Origin of the sequence: Microcoleus sp. MON1_C5, assembly GCF_036701875.1 — a bacterium.
Taxonomy (GTDB): Bacteria; Cyanobacteriota; Cyanobacteriia; order Cyanobacteriales; family Microcoleaceae; genus Microcoleus.
The window spans coordinates 1-16,488 of the sequence record NZ_JAUBRN010000067.1 but is presented as its reverse complement, the minus strand read 5'-3'; the positions used below and the strand labels follow the sequence as shown (position 1 = coordinate 16,488).

Sequence of the window (16,488 nt, the reverse complement as noted above, 5' to 3'; positions counted from 1 at the left end):
ATACATTATTACCTATCTTCCTCTTCCCTTTCTTCCTTCGCGCCCTTCGCGTCTTCGCGGTTCATTACATCTAAAAATCACGGCTCATGATTCAGCAAAAAATTGGTCAACCAATCTTTAACTATGTATGTAGCGCGACAGTCGTCCTCATTGTAGCGGACGATCGCCTCCAAGAGCGCTCGATCGCCAGTTTTGAGCCAATCCTCGTACCAGCAGACGCACTGAGCACCATTAGCCTTAGCATCTCGCCAGTCAAAACCCAGCCAGCGGGCAATTGGTTTGAGTGCGTAACTTTCCACCGGCATAATCGCTTTTTGCGTCACTTGTTTGTGAATATCTACAAACCGTTTCAGCACGGGTTTCCACAAATAAGCTGGAGTGTTGTAAAGTTTAGCCAGTCGCTTAAAAGTCTTGACTTCGTAGTCGCAAAAATGGAAAATCGGAGCAATGGGATAAGCCCACATTAATTCTAAGAATTGCTCCCAAATTGCACCTTCCTCTGCTGCTGATTCTGCTAAAAAACCGTGGAACTTTTCCGTATTGTTGCATCGGTCAACAACTAAGACTCCGTGGAGGTAATCTAAGTTTAACTCGGGTTCGGCTTCAATATCAAAGTAGAGTTCGATTGGGGCGATCGGCAAAAAGACAGATTGGGAATACGGAATTGGTTTCTTGCGGAGAATTGGCGCCGGTATAGAAGATGTCGCAGGTTTATTTTCTCTACTTTTTACTTCCTCAACTGCGATGTCATTCAAGATATTGTCTACAATATCTGGTACTATTTCAGATGAGTTAAGTTCTTCTGAATTCTCACTTCTACGTTCTTCTCGATCGTTAATGGGTGTATCCGTGTCAAAATCCGTGTCGTGCCTTCCTTCTTCCTTCTTCCCTCTTCCGACTTCCATCGGACTGACATCCGTTACATCCGTTACATCCGTTACAGAATCCGTTGCCGAACTTCCCTCTTCCTTCTTCCTTCTTCCTTCTTCCCGCAATAGCGGTTGATTTAGCAAGTGCGATTTAGCTTGCTGCACTACATCAAAGGCCACTCGGTCGGGGAACTCTGGATACTCAGAAAGCAGTTCGGAACTAGCATTAGCGAGAGCTTCAACATCAGTAATTTCGAGAGTTTTTAGTCTAGCATAGCGGCTGGCAGTAACTCCCGGCAATAAGGAAAGATGTTTAATAGATTCGGCTTCGGCGTGACAGATAGTATACCAACCGCAAAGATTGCACTTTTGCCGGGAAATGAACACCTCTGGTTTATCCCGATTTTCTATCATCTGAATGCAGTTGTCTAAAATCTCGAACATCTGAGGAGTTCGCTGGTCGAGATTCACCGCCCACAGCCCTTTTTTTCGCAGCATCAGCCACGCAGTATCGGGCATTGTTTCCTGTACGGAAGCTAAAACTTGGGCGTGAAAAGCTGCGATAATTTGATACTCTTGTTTTGGTCGCTTGCTAAGCCAAATATCCGCAGTAGTATAACTCCAATCGCCAAATTTTGATTTTCCCGGCTGTTTGATTAATAAATGGGGGCGGCCGATCAGGGTAATGTTTGAAGAGGGAAGATTGGAGGATGAAAGATGAACGGGAGTTTCGGGGATTTCGCCAAATTCTGGGAAATATTGACCGTCAATTCCTACCAGAGAAGTTGTTGCGCCGTTGGTTTGACCGAATTCGCCCTGGATGAGAACTCCTCGGTAAATGCGATCGACCCCTTGCTGCATTAAACTCAATGTAGCGGCCGCGCCGGCTTCCCAATCCCCTCTAGGATAATATGGTTGTTGGTAAGTCTCGTGTTCCAAAGCTTGCTGCTGGTATGCGGCGCTGTCGCGCATCAGTTTCAGCAAAAAGTCGCTGGGGGGGTCTTGTTGTTTCCAGTCTCCGCAGGTATCTAAAAATGCTCGGAGATGGCATCGTTGATAGGAAAGTAGCAGTTTGTCAGTTATTAACATTTAGTATTCGCAAGGCATAGAGTATCAGGCAAAAGGTATAAAATTCACAGCATTAGTTATTCAATATTAACGCTATCAATAATTCCCCAAAAAAAATGACAAAGGACAATCACCGGCAACAATTCCCAGCTTTGGCCAATAAAGCTTATTTTAACTACGGCGGACAAGGGCCGCTGCCTGAGCCTGCTTTAGAGGCGATTTATGATGCTTACAAACGGGTGCAGCTTGGGGGGCCGTTTTCGGGGGAGGTGGGGGCTTGGGTGGTTCAGGAGGCGATGCTGACGCGACGTGCGATCGCATCTGAGTTGACGGTACCTCCTGAAACCATCGCCCTGACTGAAGATGTCACCGTCGGCTGCAATATTGCGCTGTGGGGCATTGACTGGAAAGCGGGCGACCATTTGCTGCTTTCTGACTGCGAGCACCACGGTATTGTAGCTAGTGTAATGGAACTTCAGCGCCGTTTCAACATTGAGGTTTCGATTTGTCCGCTGGCGGCTACTTTGAATGAAGGCGATCCGGTGGCGGTGATTGCTAATAGTTTGCAGCCAAATACTCGCTTGTTGGTTATCAGTCACATTTTGTGGAATACTGGCCAAGTTTTGCCTCTGGCTGAGATTGTGAAAGTGTGTCATCAAACAGGAGTCAAAGTATTAGTTGATGCCGCTCAATCTGTGGGGGTTTTGCCTTTAAATTTGATTGAATCTGGGGTTGACTTTTATGCTTTTACTGGTCACAAATGGTGGTGTGGCCCCGAAGGTTTGGGCGGGCTTTATGTGAGTGCTGAAGCTTTGGCAGATTTGCATCCGGTGTTTATCGGTTGGCGGGGAATTGTGACGGATGCTAATGCTAAAGTCCTTGGGTGGAAGTCTGGATCGCAGCGCTATGAAATTGCGACTTCTGCTTATCCTTTGTATGCGGGTTTGCGGAGTGCGATCGCCCTGCAACATGAATGGGGTACGATCGAGGAAAGGTATGCAGAAATTTGCTGTTTGAGTAAGTATCTCTGGGAGCGTTTGTCGGAACTTCCCGATGTGGAATGTTTGCGGAAATCGGCCCCGGAAGCTGGTTTGGTTTCGTTTCGATTAACTAATGGGATGCCACACAAAAAGCTTGTCGATTTGTTGGAAAAACAGGGAATTATGGTAAGGACTATTCTTAATCCTGATTGTGTGCGGGCTTGTGTTCACTATTTTACCACTGAGGCAGAGATTGATAAGTTGGTTGGGGCGATCGCAAATCAATAAAGTTAGCTAGAGAACTTACTTGGCAGCGAAGATGATGAGCTGCCCTGCTTAGCTTGTTAGCTATGACGATTATTATATATACGAGGGGTGCATCCTTTGAATTTTGATGATATACTGTCACGAGCAAGTGAAGAAACGCTAGAGACTCTATTTGGCAGTTCAGCTTTCAGTTTAGTGAAGCTTTTAGATAGTCGCCTAGCAACTCCCACTAATCTGCGTGAAGTCTTGGTGAGTATTTACTCTCGTGAAAGCCTGCTTTTATCAAAAGACACTCGCACTATCTTATTTGAATTATTACGACCCAAACAAGCTGAAATTCTCGCTACAATTTTGTCAGCTTCAGACAATGAAGATGTTTTTCAAGCGCTGAAAGAAGTTAAAATACGTCGCGGCTCAGAACGCGAACGTGCCCTTTTCGACTTTTTTGAATTGGTTGTGCCATCAACTGAGGAATCTGAAGAAACACCCTCATCGGATCTGGCTGCACCTCAATACGCTTTGTTTGGTCATCAGCGTAGTGCAGCAGGCAAAGTCAAACAGTTCCTCCAAAAAGAACCTCGGCGTGTTCTGCTTCATATGCCCACTGGATCGGGAAAGACACGCACGGCAATGCACATTATCGCCGATCGCCTGCGATCGCAAGAGCCTACTTTAGTCGTATGGTTGGCATACAGTGAAGAACTTTGCGAACAAGCCGCCGCCGAGTTTCAACGCGCCTGGAAATACTTGGGCGATCGAGATTTATCCGTCTATCGTTTCTGGGGAAACCACGAACTCGATCTTGATGAGGTGCATGACGGCTTAGTAGTTGCAGGTCTTTCCAAGCTTTACAGTCGTGCTAAATGTAGCATCCAATTTATTAACAAATTAGGCTCTCGTTCTTCTCTTGTCATTATTGATGAAGCCCATCAAGCAATAGCAGAAACTTACAAGCTAGTCTTAGATGTTCTCGTTTTACCATACCAAAACACAGCACTGCTTGGGTTAACAGCTACACCAGGCCGCACTTGGGCAGACATTAGTGCGGACGAAGAATTAGCGGAATTCTTTGCACAGCGCAAGGTTACTTTGGAGGTTCCTGGCTACGATAATCCAGTAGATTACCTAGTGTCAGAGCAATACTTGGCACGAGTAAAATACCGAGCTTTACTACACCAGAGTGGATTGAATTTATCTAATAACGACTTGAAGCGTATTGAAGAAGAGTTAGAATTACCAAAAAATATCCTGACTCGCCTAGCTCAAAACGAACAGCGCAATCTCCGCATTATTTTGGAAATTGAAAATTTGGCAAAGACCCACAAGCGTATTTTGGTGTTTGCCATATCTGTAGAACACTCAAAACTTCTAGCCGCTGTGCTGAAAGCTAGAAATTGGCAAGCATCCGCTGTAACTGCCAAGACTCCTGCTTCAGAAAGAGAGCGAATCATTGCAAGGTTTAAAGATGACCATCCAGAAACTAAGATTATCTGTAATTATGGCGTTCTTACAACAGGATTTGATGCCCCGCGAACCAGTGCCGCCGTGATTGCTCGTCCCACCAAGTCGCTTGTTTTATACAGCCAGATGGTTGGACGTGCTATTCGCGGACTTAAAGCAGGTGGCAATGAACAAGCTGAGATTGTTACTGTAGTGGACACAGATTTACCAGGCTTTGGCAGTGTTGCCGATGCTTTTAACAATTGGGAAGACATTTGGAGATTAAAATGACAAAACAACATGATATCGTTCCGGTACATTTAGTTGTTCAGGCAATGCGCGACAACGGTTATAAAAACGCAGCCTATGCACTAGCCGAACTCATGGATAATTCCATTCAAGCGGGAGCTACTGAGGTAGAACTTCTCTGTGCTGAGAAAGAAATTCAGCTCCAGCGACGTAGCTCGCGCATTCATAAAATTGCTGTTTTAGATAATGGAAGTGGCATGGATTCCACTGTTTTGCGAATGGCTTTACAGTTCGGCAACGGAACCTATCTAGCAGAAGACAAACATACAGGAATGGGGCGCTTTGGTATGGGGTTGCCATGCTCTTCAATTTCCCAGTGTAAACGGGTAGATGTTTGGACTTGGCAGAGTGGTGTAGAAAATGCAATTTACACATACCTCGATTTGAATGAAATCAAAAACAAGCAGCTTACTGAAGTTCCCGAACCTGAGAAGCGCAAGATACCTGTGATTTGGGAAAAAGTCACAACAGGCTTTGGACAGACGGGAACATTAGTAGTCTGGTCAGATATCGATCGCTGTGTGTGGAAGACTGGTAAGGCAATTATCGAAAATTCAGAGTTGGTAATTGGACGAATGTATCGAAAATTTTTAGATACTAAAGAAGTAGTCATTCGCATGGCAACTTTTAATATTGATGAACCTACCCAGATTCAGGAAGGGAAATATGCAAAGGCGAACGATCCGGGTTATCTCATGGCAGAGACTGTTTGCCCTGCTCCCTTTGACAAAGAGCCAATGTTTCAACCGTGGCCAGAGAAAGACACCTATGAGACCACCTTTACTATTGAGTTTCGTGGCAAAAAACATGAGGTGAAAATTCGCTTTTCTTATGCGAAGGAAAAAGCCCGTCAAGGAAAAAATCCTGGTAAGCTTCCACATGGACAGCACGCTGGTAATAATATGGGAGTTTCAGTGGTTCGTGCAAGGCGTGAATTGGAACTAGACCAGTCTTGGATACAGAAGAGACCTACAGAAAGATGGTGGGGGGTCGAGATAGAATTTCCCCCGGCACTTGACGAATTGTTTGGGGTCACAAACAGTAAGCAATCTGCCCGTAACTTCTCAGATATGGCTAGCCTAGATATCGAATCTGTGCTCAAAGATAAATCAATGACTCAGTTAAAAGAAGAATTAACCCAAGATGAAGACCCCAGAGGGCCATTAATAGAAATTACTCAGAAGATCCATAATCAAATAGGACTCATGCGAAGGCTGATTGATGCACAAACGCCAGATTCACGCAGCGGACAAAAGCGGCATCAAGGATCTTTTGCGGAGAAAGTTGCAACTGAGGTAACAGAGGAACGGAAGAAGGAGGGACACCACGGGCAGAGCGACAAGGATGAGTCACTACCTTTGGAAGAGCGAAAGGAAATCATTGAAACCACATTAATAGATACAGGTGTTCTGCAATCTAAAGCTGAAGAATTGACCGCAAAAACACTCTCGGATGGATCGAAGTACACTGTTGCAAAAGCAGATATGGAAACCCCTGCTTTTTTTTCAGTTAAGAGCGGAGGAGGTGCAATTATGATATTTTTAAACGCTAACCATCCTGCCTACAAAAACCTTGTCGAAGTTTTAGAAGAAGAGGTAGAAGGCGTAGATATTGAAACACTTCGCTCTCGTCTAACAAATTCTCTCGAAGGTCTGAAATTGTTACTGATGGCTTGGGCACGTTACGAGGATGAGGAACCGGACGGGGCACGACGTCAGAGGGTACAGGATGCTCGTTTTGATTGGGGACGGGTGGCTCGACAATTCCTTGAAAGTGAGGAATAACTGAAGGCTCTATCATTGTTTAACTAGGGGTTAGGGGTTTAACATTAGTGGCAGATATTGTGCCACTAATGTTAAACCCACTTCCCAAAGTCAACCCGTTCATCATATTTTGCAGGAACCGGAAGAAGTGCGATAAACCAGAGAGTCAGAAGTTCGAGCGCCCTTTCGCTAAAAACACCAAAGGACGATGGCCCTTTTCGCCCAAATTTCGGCCTACGCACCCCAACAAAAGAAACCGGGTTTTTCACTAAATCTGCCATTTCCATGCAGTATCTTCGCAAAAAACCCGGTTTCTGAGCTCTCAGGCCCAACTCCTATTAGTGACTATGCCCGTGATCACCATGAGAATGTCCGTGATCACCATGAGAATGCCCACCGTGAGAATGTCCACCGTGAGAATGCCCGTGTCCCCCATGAGAATGACCGTGCCCTTCATGAGAATGCGCGTGCTCGCGGTGCGCGGAAGCCAAACTCGGATTAACAGCAACCGCAGTCTCACTCAACAACGCTTCAATCTGCGGATTTGCCCACTCAGCGGCCATTTTCAGAAACTCTGGATGGTCGTTAACGCAAGGTAATTTGCGGTAAGTAACTCCTTGACGCTGTTTCTGCAAAGACTCAATAATGTGGTCTACATCTAACAAAGTTTCGTGATTTTCTGTGGCAAATCCGATCGGCATAAAGACGATCGCAGTTGCACCCAGATCGATCAAATTCTTCGCAGCCAACGTCGCATCCGGCTGCGTCCATTCAATCAGCGGCGTGTCGTGATTCAGCCAACCCACCGAAATCAAAGGATAGCGATACATCAAACGTTCACGCACGCGATCGTACAAAGCTTGACTTTCCACAATTCCCGAAGTAAAGCCCTTCGCCTTGTGCGGACAACCGTGATTCATCAGCACAATCCCAATCTGAGAAGGCAAATGCGCTACAGCTAAATCGTTCTTAATTTCCTCTTCAACCAAATCCGCCATTAGCTGGATGTAAGCAGGTTCATCGTAAAAAGAAGGAATGTAGCGCTGTCCTTTTACCCAATGTTCCTTACCATCAAAGGTTTGTGCTAAAGCTTTATTCACCTGTTCGACTGCAATGCCGCTGGTGAAAACAGAATCAACTACCAACAGCGGATAAATCAGAATTTTGTCAAATCCTTCTGCTTGAATTTGAGGGATTACTTGTTCCGGCAAAAACGGCGCGCAAAAGTTAAAAGCTTTGAACACTTTTACTTTATCACCCCATTTCTCCTGTAAATTCTTTTCAATCCCGGCGCGCTGCTGTTCAAAAATAGCATTGTGCGGTGAAACGAATTGACCGTGTTGGTGACTCCACTCGTGCAAGTCAAAGATTGCTAAAATCTTCGCCAGCGGCGGATAAATCCAAAGCGGTACTGGCGCAAACTTTGCCGTAAGCAAATTTAAAGCTTGTTCGTTGTAGTTGGCAAAATCGTCGTAGCTTTCGACTTCGCCGTAACCCATCAGTAATACAGCAACCCGATCATTACTTGCGGGTGCTGCAGATGTTTTGGACTCGATTTTTTCTGGAGAAGCAACCACTTTGTATTCCTCAATTTTATTTATTCTAAGAGATCCAGGCAGGATGAAGGGTGAATCGGAGATTTTTCATTGTTTGCGATCGCACGACTGGCCTGCGCGGGGCTGATTCCCGGTTTCTGCGCCCCTACTTCCCGGTCAAACCTCTTATTTATCCTAGAAACCGGAGTGATGAGCATCAGTCCTAAGTCGGTTTTTTGACCCTGACCCGAAATTCGTAGGGCAGCTAAGCTGGCAGGCCTCTAATTTTCACAATGCTGTTTTTTTAAGCTTTTGTGGGGTCGGCTTCGACGCCGCCAGAAAAGTCAAATCTAAATACAGAACTGCTTAAAACTAGAATCAGGCTTTGCTAAGCTTGACAGGGAATGGGGCCGGGGGGGATAAGTTTTATGTTTTCTTAAGACTCCCTCACCTTGCCTCAGATTAAAGCTGTTTGGAGCGTTCCCAGCATTTAACTTGGGGGGATACTCTTCAAACTTGACTCTATTATCAGTTTAACACCCTATCCCCAGGGGTAGTATATGATATAGTAGCTATATGATAAAGTTATGTTGCGAACTATATTAACTTTCTTGACGAACTATGAGACTGGTAATTTGCCCCGGAGTCCACGAACCAAAGCTAACCGACTGTTTCCTGGCGGGACTTTCGGGGCTTTGGGGACTGGCTGCCGATCGCCAAAACCAGCAAATAGTCGATCGTGTCAAGATTTTTCCCGCTCATAAATATCCGCCTTTTTCAGCTCTTGACATATTCCACTTTTTGTGCAGCGAAGAGTTAGGAGGAGAAAGTCTAGTATTTGTCAGCTTTTCGGCAGGAGTAGCCGGGGCGATCGGGGCGGCTTGGATGTGGCAGCAACTCGGCGGCAAAGTCGGGGCTTTTTTTGCCTTAGACGGTTGGGGAGTACCTCTGGTGGGCAATTTTCCCATCCACCGAATCAGCCACGATCGCTTTACGCACTGGAGTTCAGCAATTCTCGGTGGCGGTGGAGAAAGCTTTTATGCAGATCCCGCGATCGAACATTTGGATTTATGGCGAACTCCCCAAACGGCAAAAGGCTGGCAAGTCAGCCACACCGCCGGCATTGAGACTGTCGCACCCACAACCGCAGCAAAATTTTTAGTCCACCTATTGAAACAATACGGAGTCCAATCAGTTGTTTAATCTTAATTTAGTATCCTCAGCGATCGCACCTATTGCCACCATCGCCCGCCTCGACAATTCTGTCACTTCAGGCACAACAAACACCATCAAACAGTGGTTAATATTTAGCGCCTCAGCATTTTTAGTCTCAATTCCAGTCTTCGTGCAAGCACCGTTAGTTCGCTTATATCCCACCATCAGTTTGCTGTCAACTATCCCCTGGTTCGTTCTGAGTTTAATCCTAATTTTCCGCCCCAAAACCCAACTTTGGGGAGATTTATTGTTAGGATTTGCCGGATGTTGGCTGGCAGGTTCTATCTATTGGGGCTGGTTTAGATGGGAACCAATTTTACATCTACCTATAGAATCAATTGGATTGCCTTTTGCTATTTGGTGCTTGGGCAAATCTTGGGGAAAAGTTGGTGGCTATTTTTACTTGGGTTCGCTATTGGGTACTGCCATTACTGATTTATATTTTTATTTAACAGGGTTGATGCCCTACTGGCGGCAAGTGATGCACGCAGAACCGGAATTAGCAATGCCGATTTTTCAAAGTGCGATCGGTCAAATCGAAACTCCTTGGGGCATAGGCTGTGCTTTAGTTTTAATCGCTGTGTTGCTAACAGTCGGTTTGCTGAGTTTGCGCGATCGAGAACTGCACTGGCGCGCTTTCAGCGGAGCTGTGTTAAGCACGCTTTTGGTAGATGGTTTATTTTGGCTGGCTGCTTCTGCTGCTTAATATCTATGATTAGTTTTTATGTGGGTGATTTTTGACCGCAAATGTGGGCGGATTGACGCAGGTTAACGCAGAGTTTTTTGATGGATATAGTCTTGAGATTCCTGACTTTTTTTTTAAGAAGTCGGGAATTTGGGCATTTACTGAACAATTATGAGTTAAAATCTAAAATCTAAAATCTAAGAATCCCAAATCAATATCATGTCTTTCATTTCAATTCGCGGTGTAGAACATTATTACGAGTGGATAACGGCAGATAACACGGCCCAACCTAGCGGGAAACCAGTGATGGTATTTCTGCACGGCTGGGCGGGTTCAGCGCGCTACTGGGAAAGCACGGCCCGGGCTATTGCTGATGATTTTGATTGTTTGCTTTACGATATGAGAGGTTTTGGTCGATCGCCTCTGCCAAAAGAGCCTCCTGAGTCCAGCTACGAACTCGAAACCTATGCCCGCGACTTAGCGGAATTATTAGAATCTCTGAATTTAAGCCGCGTCTTTCTCAATGCTCACTCCACAGGTGCATCAATTGCTACTTTATTTCTCAACCTTTACCCCGAAAAAGTAGAAAAAGCAATTCTCACTTGCAGCGGGATTTTTGAATACGACGAAAAATCTTTTACAACTTTTCACAAATTCGGTGGCTATGTGGTAAAATTTAGACCGTCTTGGTTGGCATCGATCCCCTTTGCCGATCGGCTATTTATGGCCCGGTTTTTGCGCCGTTCCCTGCCCACAGAGGTCAGTCTGGCGTTTCTCAAGGATTTTTTAATGGCAGACGAGCAAGCTGCTATAGGTACAATGGTGACGGCCGTCAGCAAAAGAGCAGCCGAGGAAATGCCCCAAGAATTTGCGCGGCTGAGTGTTCCCACACTGCTTGTGGCCGGAGAATTCGACCAAATTATCCCCGCCGTCATGGGAGAGCAAGCAGCCTCCCTCAGCAAAAAAGTAGAATTTGTTATAATTCCGAATACGGCTCACTTTCCGATGCTGGAGGATGCCGCAACATATTTGCAGCGAATTCGAGAATTTTTGCCAGCAGCGGCTTAGCTGAGTTATTGTTCATCTAATGTACGATCGGACAAGCAAGCTTTGAGAACGGCTTTTGCTCCGATCTTAATTTTTAATTCCTAATTTCTTAAAGCGAAAGGTGGTACAATGAACGACCTCGACCAATACTATAAAGTGCTGGGACTGTTGCCGGGAGCTTCCAGAGAAGAAATTAGCCAAGCCTACAAGGATTTAGCGTTCATTTGGCACCCCGATCGCATCCCCAAAGACAATCCCAGACTACTACAGAAAGCTGAAGAAAAGATTAAGGAAATTAATCAAGCTCGCGAAAAATTGCGATCGATTCAACCAAGAGGTCAGAATCAGAACGTTCAGCAAAAACATACTCAGCACAAACACACCCAGTACCAAAACACCCAGCAAAAACACACCCAGCACCAAAACACCCAGCAACAAAACGCTCAGTACAGAAACACTCAGCAACAAAACACCCAGCAACAAAATACTCAGTACAGAAACACTCAGCAACAAACTACCCAGCAACAAAATACCCAGTACAGAAATACTCAGCAACAAAATACCCAGCAACAAAATACTCAGTACAGAAACACCCAGCAACAAAATACCCAGCAACAAAATACCCAGCAACAAAATACCCAGCAACCCAATACTCAGCAACCCAATACTCAGCAACCCAATACTCAGTACCAAAACACTCAGCAACCCAATACTCAGTACCAAAACACTCAGTACCAAAACACTCAGTACCAAAACAATCAGTACAGAAATAATCAGTATCCCAACACCCAACACCAAAACACCCAGCCACCATCGGCCAACCCAAAAGAACCCCGCTACTCTTCTGAACCCTCTTCAGGAAAATATGCTGGAAATTATGCGGGAAACTATGGGGGAAACCCTGCAGGGCCCTATTCAGAGGCGTCCCGCTACCAATCGCAGCCGCCGCCCTCTCAGTCATCTCCGTCTTACCGCCAAGCTGGGCCGCAAGCTCCCGATTTGAGCGGTTCCAACTTCAAAGGAGCTTCCTTAAAAGAAAAGGATTTTTCAGGAAGAAACTTGAGCAATGCAAACCTGAGTGAAGCCGACTTAAGTGATGCTTTTCTACACAACGTCAATCTCACAGGCGCGAATTTGCACCAAGCAAACTTGTTCAGAGCCAATTTGTTAGGAGCTTGTTTGATCAATGCCAACTTGAGAGAAAGCAACTTAATTGGAGCCGATTTGAGCGGTGCTGACTTGAGCGGTGCTGACTTAACAGGAGCGAAAATCGGTTACGGCGATCGAGTTATGGTCAAACTTACCCGGACTACATTAACAGGTACAATCTTACCCGACGGTACTGTTCATAGCTAAATTATTTAGTTTTTAGTAAGTCGTTGTAGACGCGGGTTTTACCCGCAATATTTGCTGCAACTCCAAATACAAAAAAATCCGCCCTTCGCGAATTTTGGATCAAAACTTATATTCTGTCCGCTAGAACAACCGCAATAAAATTGGTTCGTAGTGAGGGCGTTCGTCGTCAGAATTGTATGAGGACTTGCATTCCTCGCTGCGTACCCATAATGGTTAAATTACTTGACATGATATTACGCGATCGCGATCGCACAAACCGAGTTTTTTTTACCCGGTTCAATAGCTGCAACGAGGTCTTTTCGTTCATCAAACCCCGTTTCTGTCTCCAACACGGCTAATCGAGATTCATATTACAGCAACCGCCAAAATGCTTCCTGTTCTGTTTCTTCCTTCTTCCTTCTTCCTTCTTCCTTCTTCCTTCTTCCTGACATCCGTTACATCCGTTACATCCCGTACATTGCTCGTTGCCGAACTTCCTTCTTCCTTCCGTTATTAATTACTTCCGCCACGGCGATTGCGTAACTTTCGTCCAGCAGCCAGCATAGCGCCTCCCGCCATCAAACCCCCCACAGTCATCGGTTCGGGCACCGGCTCAGGTTGAACCGTCCCCACAGAACCGCCTTTAATAAATACAGCAGAATCTAACTTGCCATCGCCCACATCTTTAATGCGGATACTGAGAACATTCGTCTGATTTTGCTTGAGCAAACCCTCAAAACCTAAAACTTTAGTAAAACCGTCGAGCTTAACGATGTTAGCAGCAATACCTGTCCAACTTGGGCTGTCAATATAGTCGCGATGATCTTTAGAGCGATTATTTGGATCGGGAACAAGATTATTAATCGTAACTGTTTTTCCGTCGCTCAATTTTGCCAAATTAATGCCGTTCAGCAGCAGTTCAAAATCGTCATTATATTTAGAACCGCCGAACTCAGGAAACTCCTCAGAAGCAAATACATATTGAAAGAACAACTTTTCAACCGTGCTATTAGCAAAAAAGCTGAGGTTTAGCTGAGTCAGATCCCCCTGTTCACCCTTAGGACCAAAGTCCGTGCTTAAATCGCTGTCCTTTGTCGTGAAGTTATCTTTCCGATTCTGACCCGGTATATCGGCGACTCTACCAGTGCTCAGAACAACACCTGATGTCAAACCGAAGGGGTCCTTAGTGAAAGTACCAAAAGCAGCCGAATTACCCATAATTGAAACAGAGAAATTACTCAACCCGACTGCATTAGCCCCCAATAAATTATTTTTTAAAGTCTCAGTGTTATTAGTTGCCCCTACCGAAAATGCCATTGCGGGCGCTGCCAACAAACTCAGAGCAGTAGTTAATGTAGCTGTTAAGGCAGCAATTTTGTGAGTAATTATCATAAATTTTTCCTGGAAGATACAAACCTGATTCTCTGCACAACTTCATTTTTACATTATATAACTATTAATGTCTAGCATCTTTACAATAACTTTACATATAAGTGGATTTACGCTTTTGGTGGTTATTTTCTTGGGTAGTTCTTGGCAGTTTGTCCGCCTATAAACCTCAGCGAAAAAATAGGGAGGCAAAAATACACGTACACAGACTAATAATTTCATGACTTACGCACTGGAGACCAAAAAACCCTGGTTTTGATACCCTTGGCGCTCTCCAAAATGACTAATGACTAAGGACTAATGACTAATGACTAATAGGTAATGACTAATGACTAATGACTAATGACCTCCCCCAAAAAAACCATACAAGCGCCCGATTCCTGTCGTAGAGAGATCAAAATTTTTGACCCTAGTTCAACATCCCAGATTCATCTCTGGAGTAAATCTAAAATCCTTCGACTGAGCGCGACTCGACGGCTCGCCGAAGTCTACAATCTAAAATCTCTAATCGACTGACTGTTGACTAAAACCCCCTTGCTTCTCCTTCGCCGCGCCGATCGGCAGCCCCTTCCAACCAACCATCCCCAGTCAGGACGATCGCATTGGCATTGCCCCAGCCGTCACCTTCGACAATCTGGTGTCCCCGCCGCCGCAACTCCGAAAGCGTCGCAGCCTCAAAACCTCCCCGTTCCACCATCAGGCGATCGGGCTGCCACTGGTGGTGTATCCGAGGTGCAGACACAGCATCGCCGACATTCATGTCGTAAACCAACACGTTCAGCACTATTTGCAACACCGTAGTAATAATCGTGCTGCCTCCGGGAGCTCCCGCTGCGAGGCGAAATTTGCCATTTTCTGTCACGATGACCGGCGTCATGCTGGATAAAGGAGTTTTCCCCGGGGCGATCGAATTTGCCTCCCCGCCCACCAAACCAAACAAATTCGGCACTCCCGGCGCCACTGCAAAATCATCCATCTCGTTGTTGAGCAAAATTCCCGTACCCGCGGCCACGACTCCAGCCCCAAAACCGCCATTCACCGTAAACGTTAAGCTTACTACATTGCGCTCTTTGTCAACTACCGTCAGGTGGGTAGTTTCGGGAGACTCCCACAGGAGACGGTTCAAAGTTTCAGCGTCAACAGCCTTTACCTCGCTGGAGGGTCTGGCTTTTGACATTTGGATTTGCGATCGTCTCAATTTGCCATAATTGCTGGTAGTCAGAGCTTTGACCGGTACCCTCACAAAATCCGGGTCGCCCAAATACTGTGCCCGGTCAGCATAAGCAATCCTCATGCTCTCCGCCAGTAAATGTAGCGTATCTGGACTTTGCCTCCCCAACCTCTTGAGATCCGTATCTCCCAGAATATTTAAGATTTGCAACAAATGAACGCCCCCGGAAGAAGGAGGCGACATGGCGCAAATTTCGTAAGTGCGAAAGTTCCCGCAAACCGGATCCCGCCAAATCGGCGTATAGTTTTTCAAATCTTCCAGAGTGATAATGCCGCCGTTTTTAGCCATGTCGGCGGCGATCGCCCGCGCAATGTCCCCGGTATAAAAACTTTGCGGATTTTGTGCAATCTGCCGCAATGTCCGCGCCAAATCCCGCTGCACCAAAAGCTCACCCGGCTGGTATAAAATGCAACCGCGAGTAAAAACCTCCCGCGCCGCCCGGTTTTTGTTGAGCACATCCTGTCGTCGCCCGGTAGCCGTGGTAAACCGCGAACTTACCGGAAAGCCTTTTTCAGCCAGGGCGATCGCCGGCGCCACCACCTGGGCCCAAGGCAACTTACCATACTCGCGGTGCACCGTATAAAGTCCAGCCACAGTGCCCGGAATACCCGCCGCCAAATGCCCGTCTAGACTGGCCCTTGGGCGCACCTTGCCTTGCTTGTCGAGGTACATATCCCGCGCCGCCCGTTTCGGAGCTCGTTCCCGGAAATCCAGCGCTTGCACAGTCCCCGTTTCCGCCCGCCGCAGCAGCAAAAAACCCCCGCCACCGATACCCGCCGAAAAAGGCTCCACCACGGAAATCGCCAAAGCCGTAGCAGCCGCCGCATCCACTGCATTGCCTCCCTGTTGCAACAGGGCCAGCCCCGCAGCGCTCGCCAGAGGGTGAGCTGAAACTGCCATTCCCTGTTTGCTGCGCTGTTGCTGCAAGGTTGTCTGTAGCTGCTGCTGGCAGCCGCCCAACACCAAGACTGTTAGGCAACAAGTATAAATTTGCACTTTGCTCAAGAACTTTGGCAACATTTTTTACGGGTGATTCCAGGATTTTTTACAGTATAGTTTTACGATCGTCTTCCCTAATGGGACTTAAACATTTTCGAGCCGCTTTAAAAACCCAAACCCCTCGCTGGTAATGGAAAGAGGTCGATCGCCTAAAAATGCCTGAAACCTTTGGTATAACTAGATTTATGCCCCTTCGAGCTAAAACTCTTGCTCTCTTTGGGTTTGAAGCTATTTTGGCTTCAGTTTTTGTCTAAGTCCCGCTAAGACCTAGCGGTACTCGTAATTGCTCAACCCCCTTGACAAGAAGACGAGATAGACATTAGATAAAGGAATGGAAAAACTTCCCGACTTAAAAC

At 46.2% G+C, this 16,488-nt stretch carries 12 protein-coding genes; 7 read left to right on the top strand and 5 right to left on the bottom strand.

The features are described from left to right. Positions 1–77: 77 nt before the first annotated feature. Positions 78–1,958, bottom strand: coding sequence for a TM0106 family RecB-like putative nuclease (locus QUA71_RS24475; protein WP_333289043.1), 1,881 nt, complete (start codon positions 1,956–1,958; stop codon positions 78–80). Between the two features lie 95 nt (positions 1,959–2,053). Here QUA71_RS24475 and QUA71_RS24470 point away from each other — a divergent pair, with 95 nt between their 5' ends. From QUA71_RS24470 to QUA71_RS24460, 3 genes are all read left to right on the top strand, one after another. Further along, positions 2,054–3,205 (top strand): aminotransferase class V-fold PLP-dependent enzyme, encoded by a 1,152-nt coding sequence (locus tag QUA71_RS24470; RefSeq protein WP_333289041.1) that lies wholly within the window; start codon positions 2,054–2,056, stop codon positions 3,203–3,205. Between the two features lie 96 nt (positions 3,206–3,301). Continuing rightward, entirely contained in the window at positions 3,302–4,915 is a 1,614-nt protein-coding gene (locus QUA71_RS24465) for a DEAD/DEAH box helicase (protein WP_333289039.1), read from the top strand. Next, complete coding sequence (locus tag QUA71_RS24460; protein WP_333185347.1) at positions 4,912–6,717, top strand: ATP-binding protein; 1,806 nt, start codon at positions 4,912–4,914, stop codon at positions 6,715–6,717. The genes QUA71_RS24465 and QUA71_RS24460 overlap by 4 nt, the downstream gene beginning before the upstream one ends. Positions 6,718–6,788: 71 nt before the next feature. On the opposite strand, the gene QUA71_RS24455 is transcribed toward QUA71_RS24460, so the two are convergent. Both QUA71_RS24455 and QUA71_RS24450 read right to left on the bottom strand, forming a co-directional pair. Then, positions 6,789–6,983, bottom strand: coding sequence for a hypothetical protein (locus QUA71_RS24455; RefSeq protein WP_333289037.1), 195 nt, complete (start codon positions 6,981–6,983; stop codon positions 6,789–6,791). 51 nt (positions 6,984–7,034) lie between these two features. After that, on the bottom strand, positions 7,035–8,273 hold the full coding sequence (locus QUA71_RS24450; protein ID WP_333289035.1) for a ferrochelatase: 1,239 nt from the start codon (positions 8,271–8,273) through the stop codon (positions 7,035–7,037). Positions 8,274–8,852: 579 nt separating this feature from the next. On the opposite strand from QUA71_RS24450, the gene QUA71_RS24445 reads away from it, so the two are divergent. The 4 genes from QUA71_RS24445 (at position 8,853) to QUA71_RS24430 (ending at position 12,534) form a co-directional block, all read left to right on the top strand. Further along, positions 8,853–9,434: a hypothetical protein gene (locus QUA71_RS24445; protein WP_333289033.1), complete on the top strand. Its 582-nt coding sequence runs from the start codon at positions 8,853–8,855 to the stop codon at positions 9,432–9,434. Continuing rightward, a complete protein-coding gene (locus QUA71_RS24440) occupies positions 9,427–10,152 on the top strand; it encodes a DUF3120 domain-containing protein (protein WP_190662774.1) in 726 nt (241 codons plus the stop codon). Before QUA71_RS24445 ends, QUA71_RS24440 begins: the two co-directional genes overlap by 8 nt. A 198-nt stretch (positions 10,153–10,350) precedes the next feature. Next, entirely contained in the window at positions 10,351–11,199 is an 849-nt protein-coding gene (locus QUA71_RS24435) for an alpha/beta hydrolase (protein WP_333289031.1), read from the top strand. Between the two features lie 108 nt (positions 11,200–11,307). Beyond that, on the top strand, positions 11,308–12,534 hold the full coding sequence (locus QUA71_RS24430; RefSeq protein WP_333289030.1) for a pentapeptide repeat-containing protein: 1,227 nt from the start codon (positions 11,308–11,310) through the stop codon (positions 12,532–12,534). 492 nt (positions 12,535–13,026) lie between these two features. Here the strand turns inward: QUA71_RS24430 and QUA71_RS24425 are convergent, their stop codons facing one another. Together QUA71_RS24425 and ggt are read right to left on the bottom strand one after the other, a co-directional pair. Beyond that, positions 13,027–13,905 carry a choice-of-anchor L family PEP-CTERM protein gene (locus tag QUA71_RS24425; protein WP_333289028.1) on the bottom strand — a complete coding sequence of 293 codons (879 nt, stop codon included), beginning with the start codon at positions 13,903–13,905 and terminating at the stop codon, positions 13,027–13,029. A gap of 520 nt (positions 13,906–14,425) precedes the next feature. After that, entirely contained in the window at positions 14,426–16,153 is a 1,728-nt protein-coding gene (gene ggt, locus QUA71_RS24420; protein WP_333289026.1) for a gamma-glutamyltransferase, read from the bottom strand. Positions 16,154–16,488: the final 335 nt, after the last annotated feature.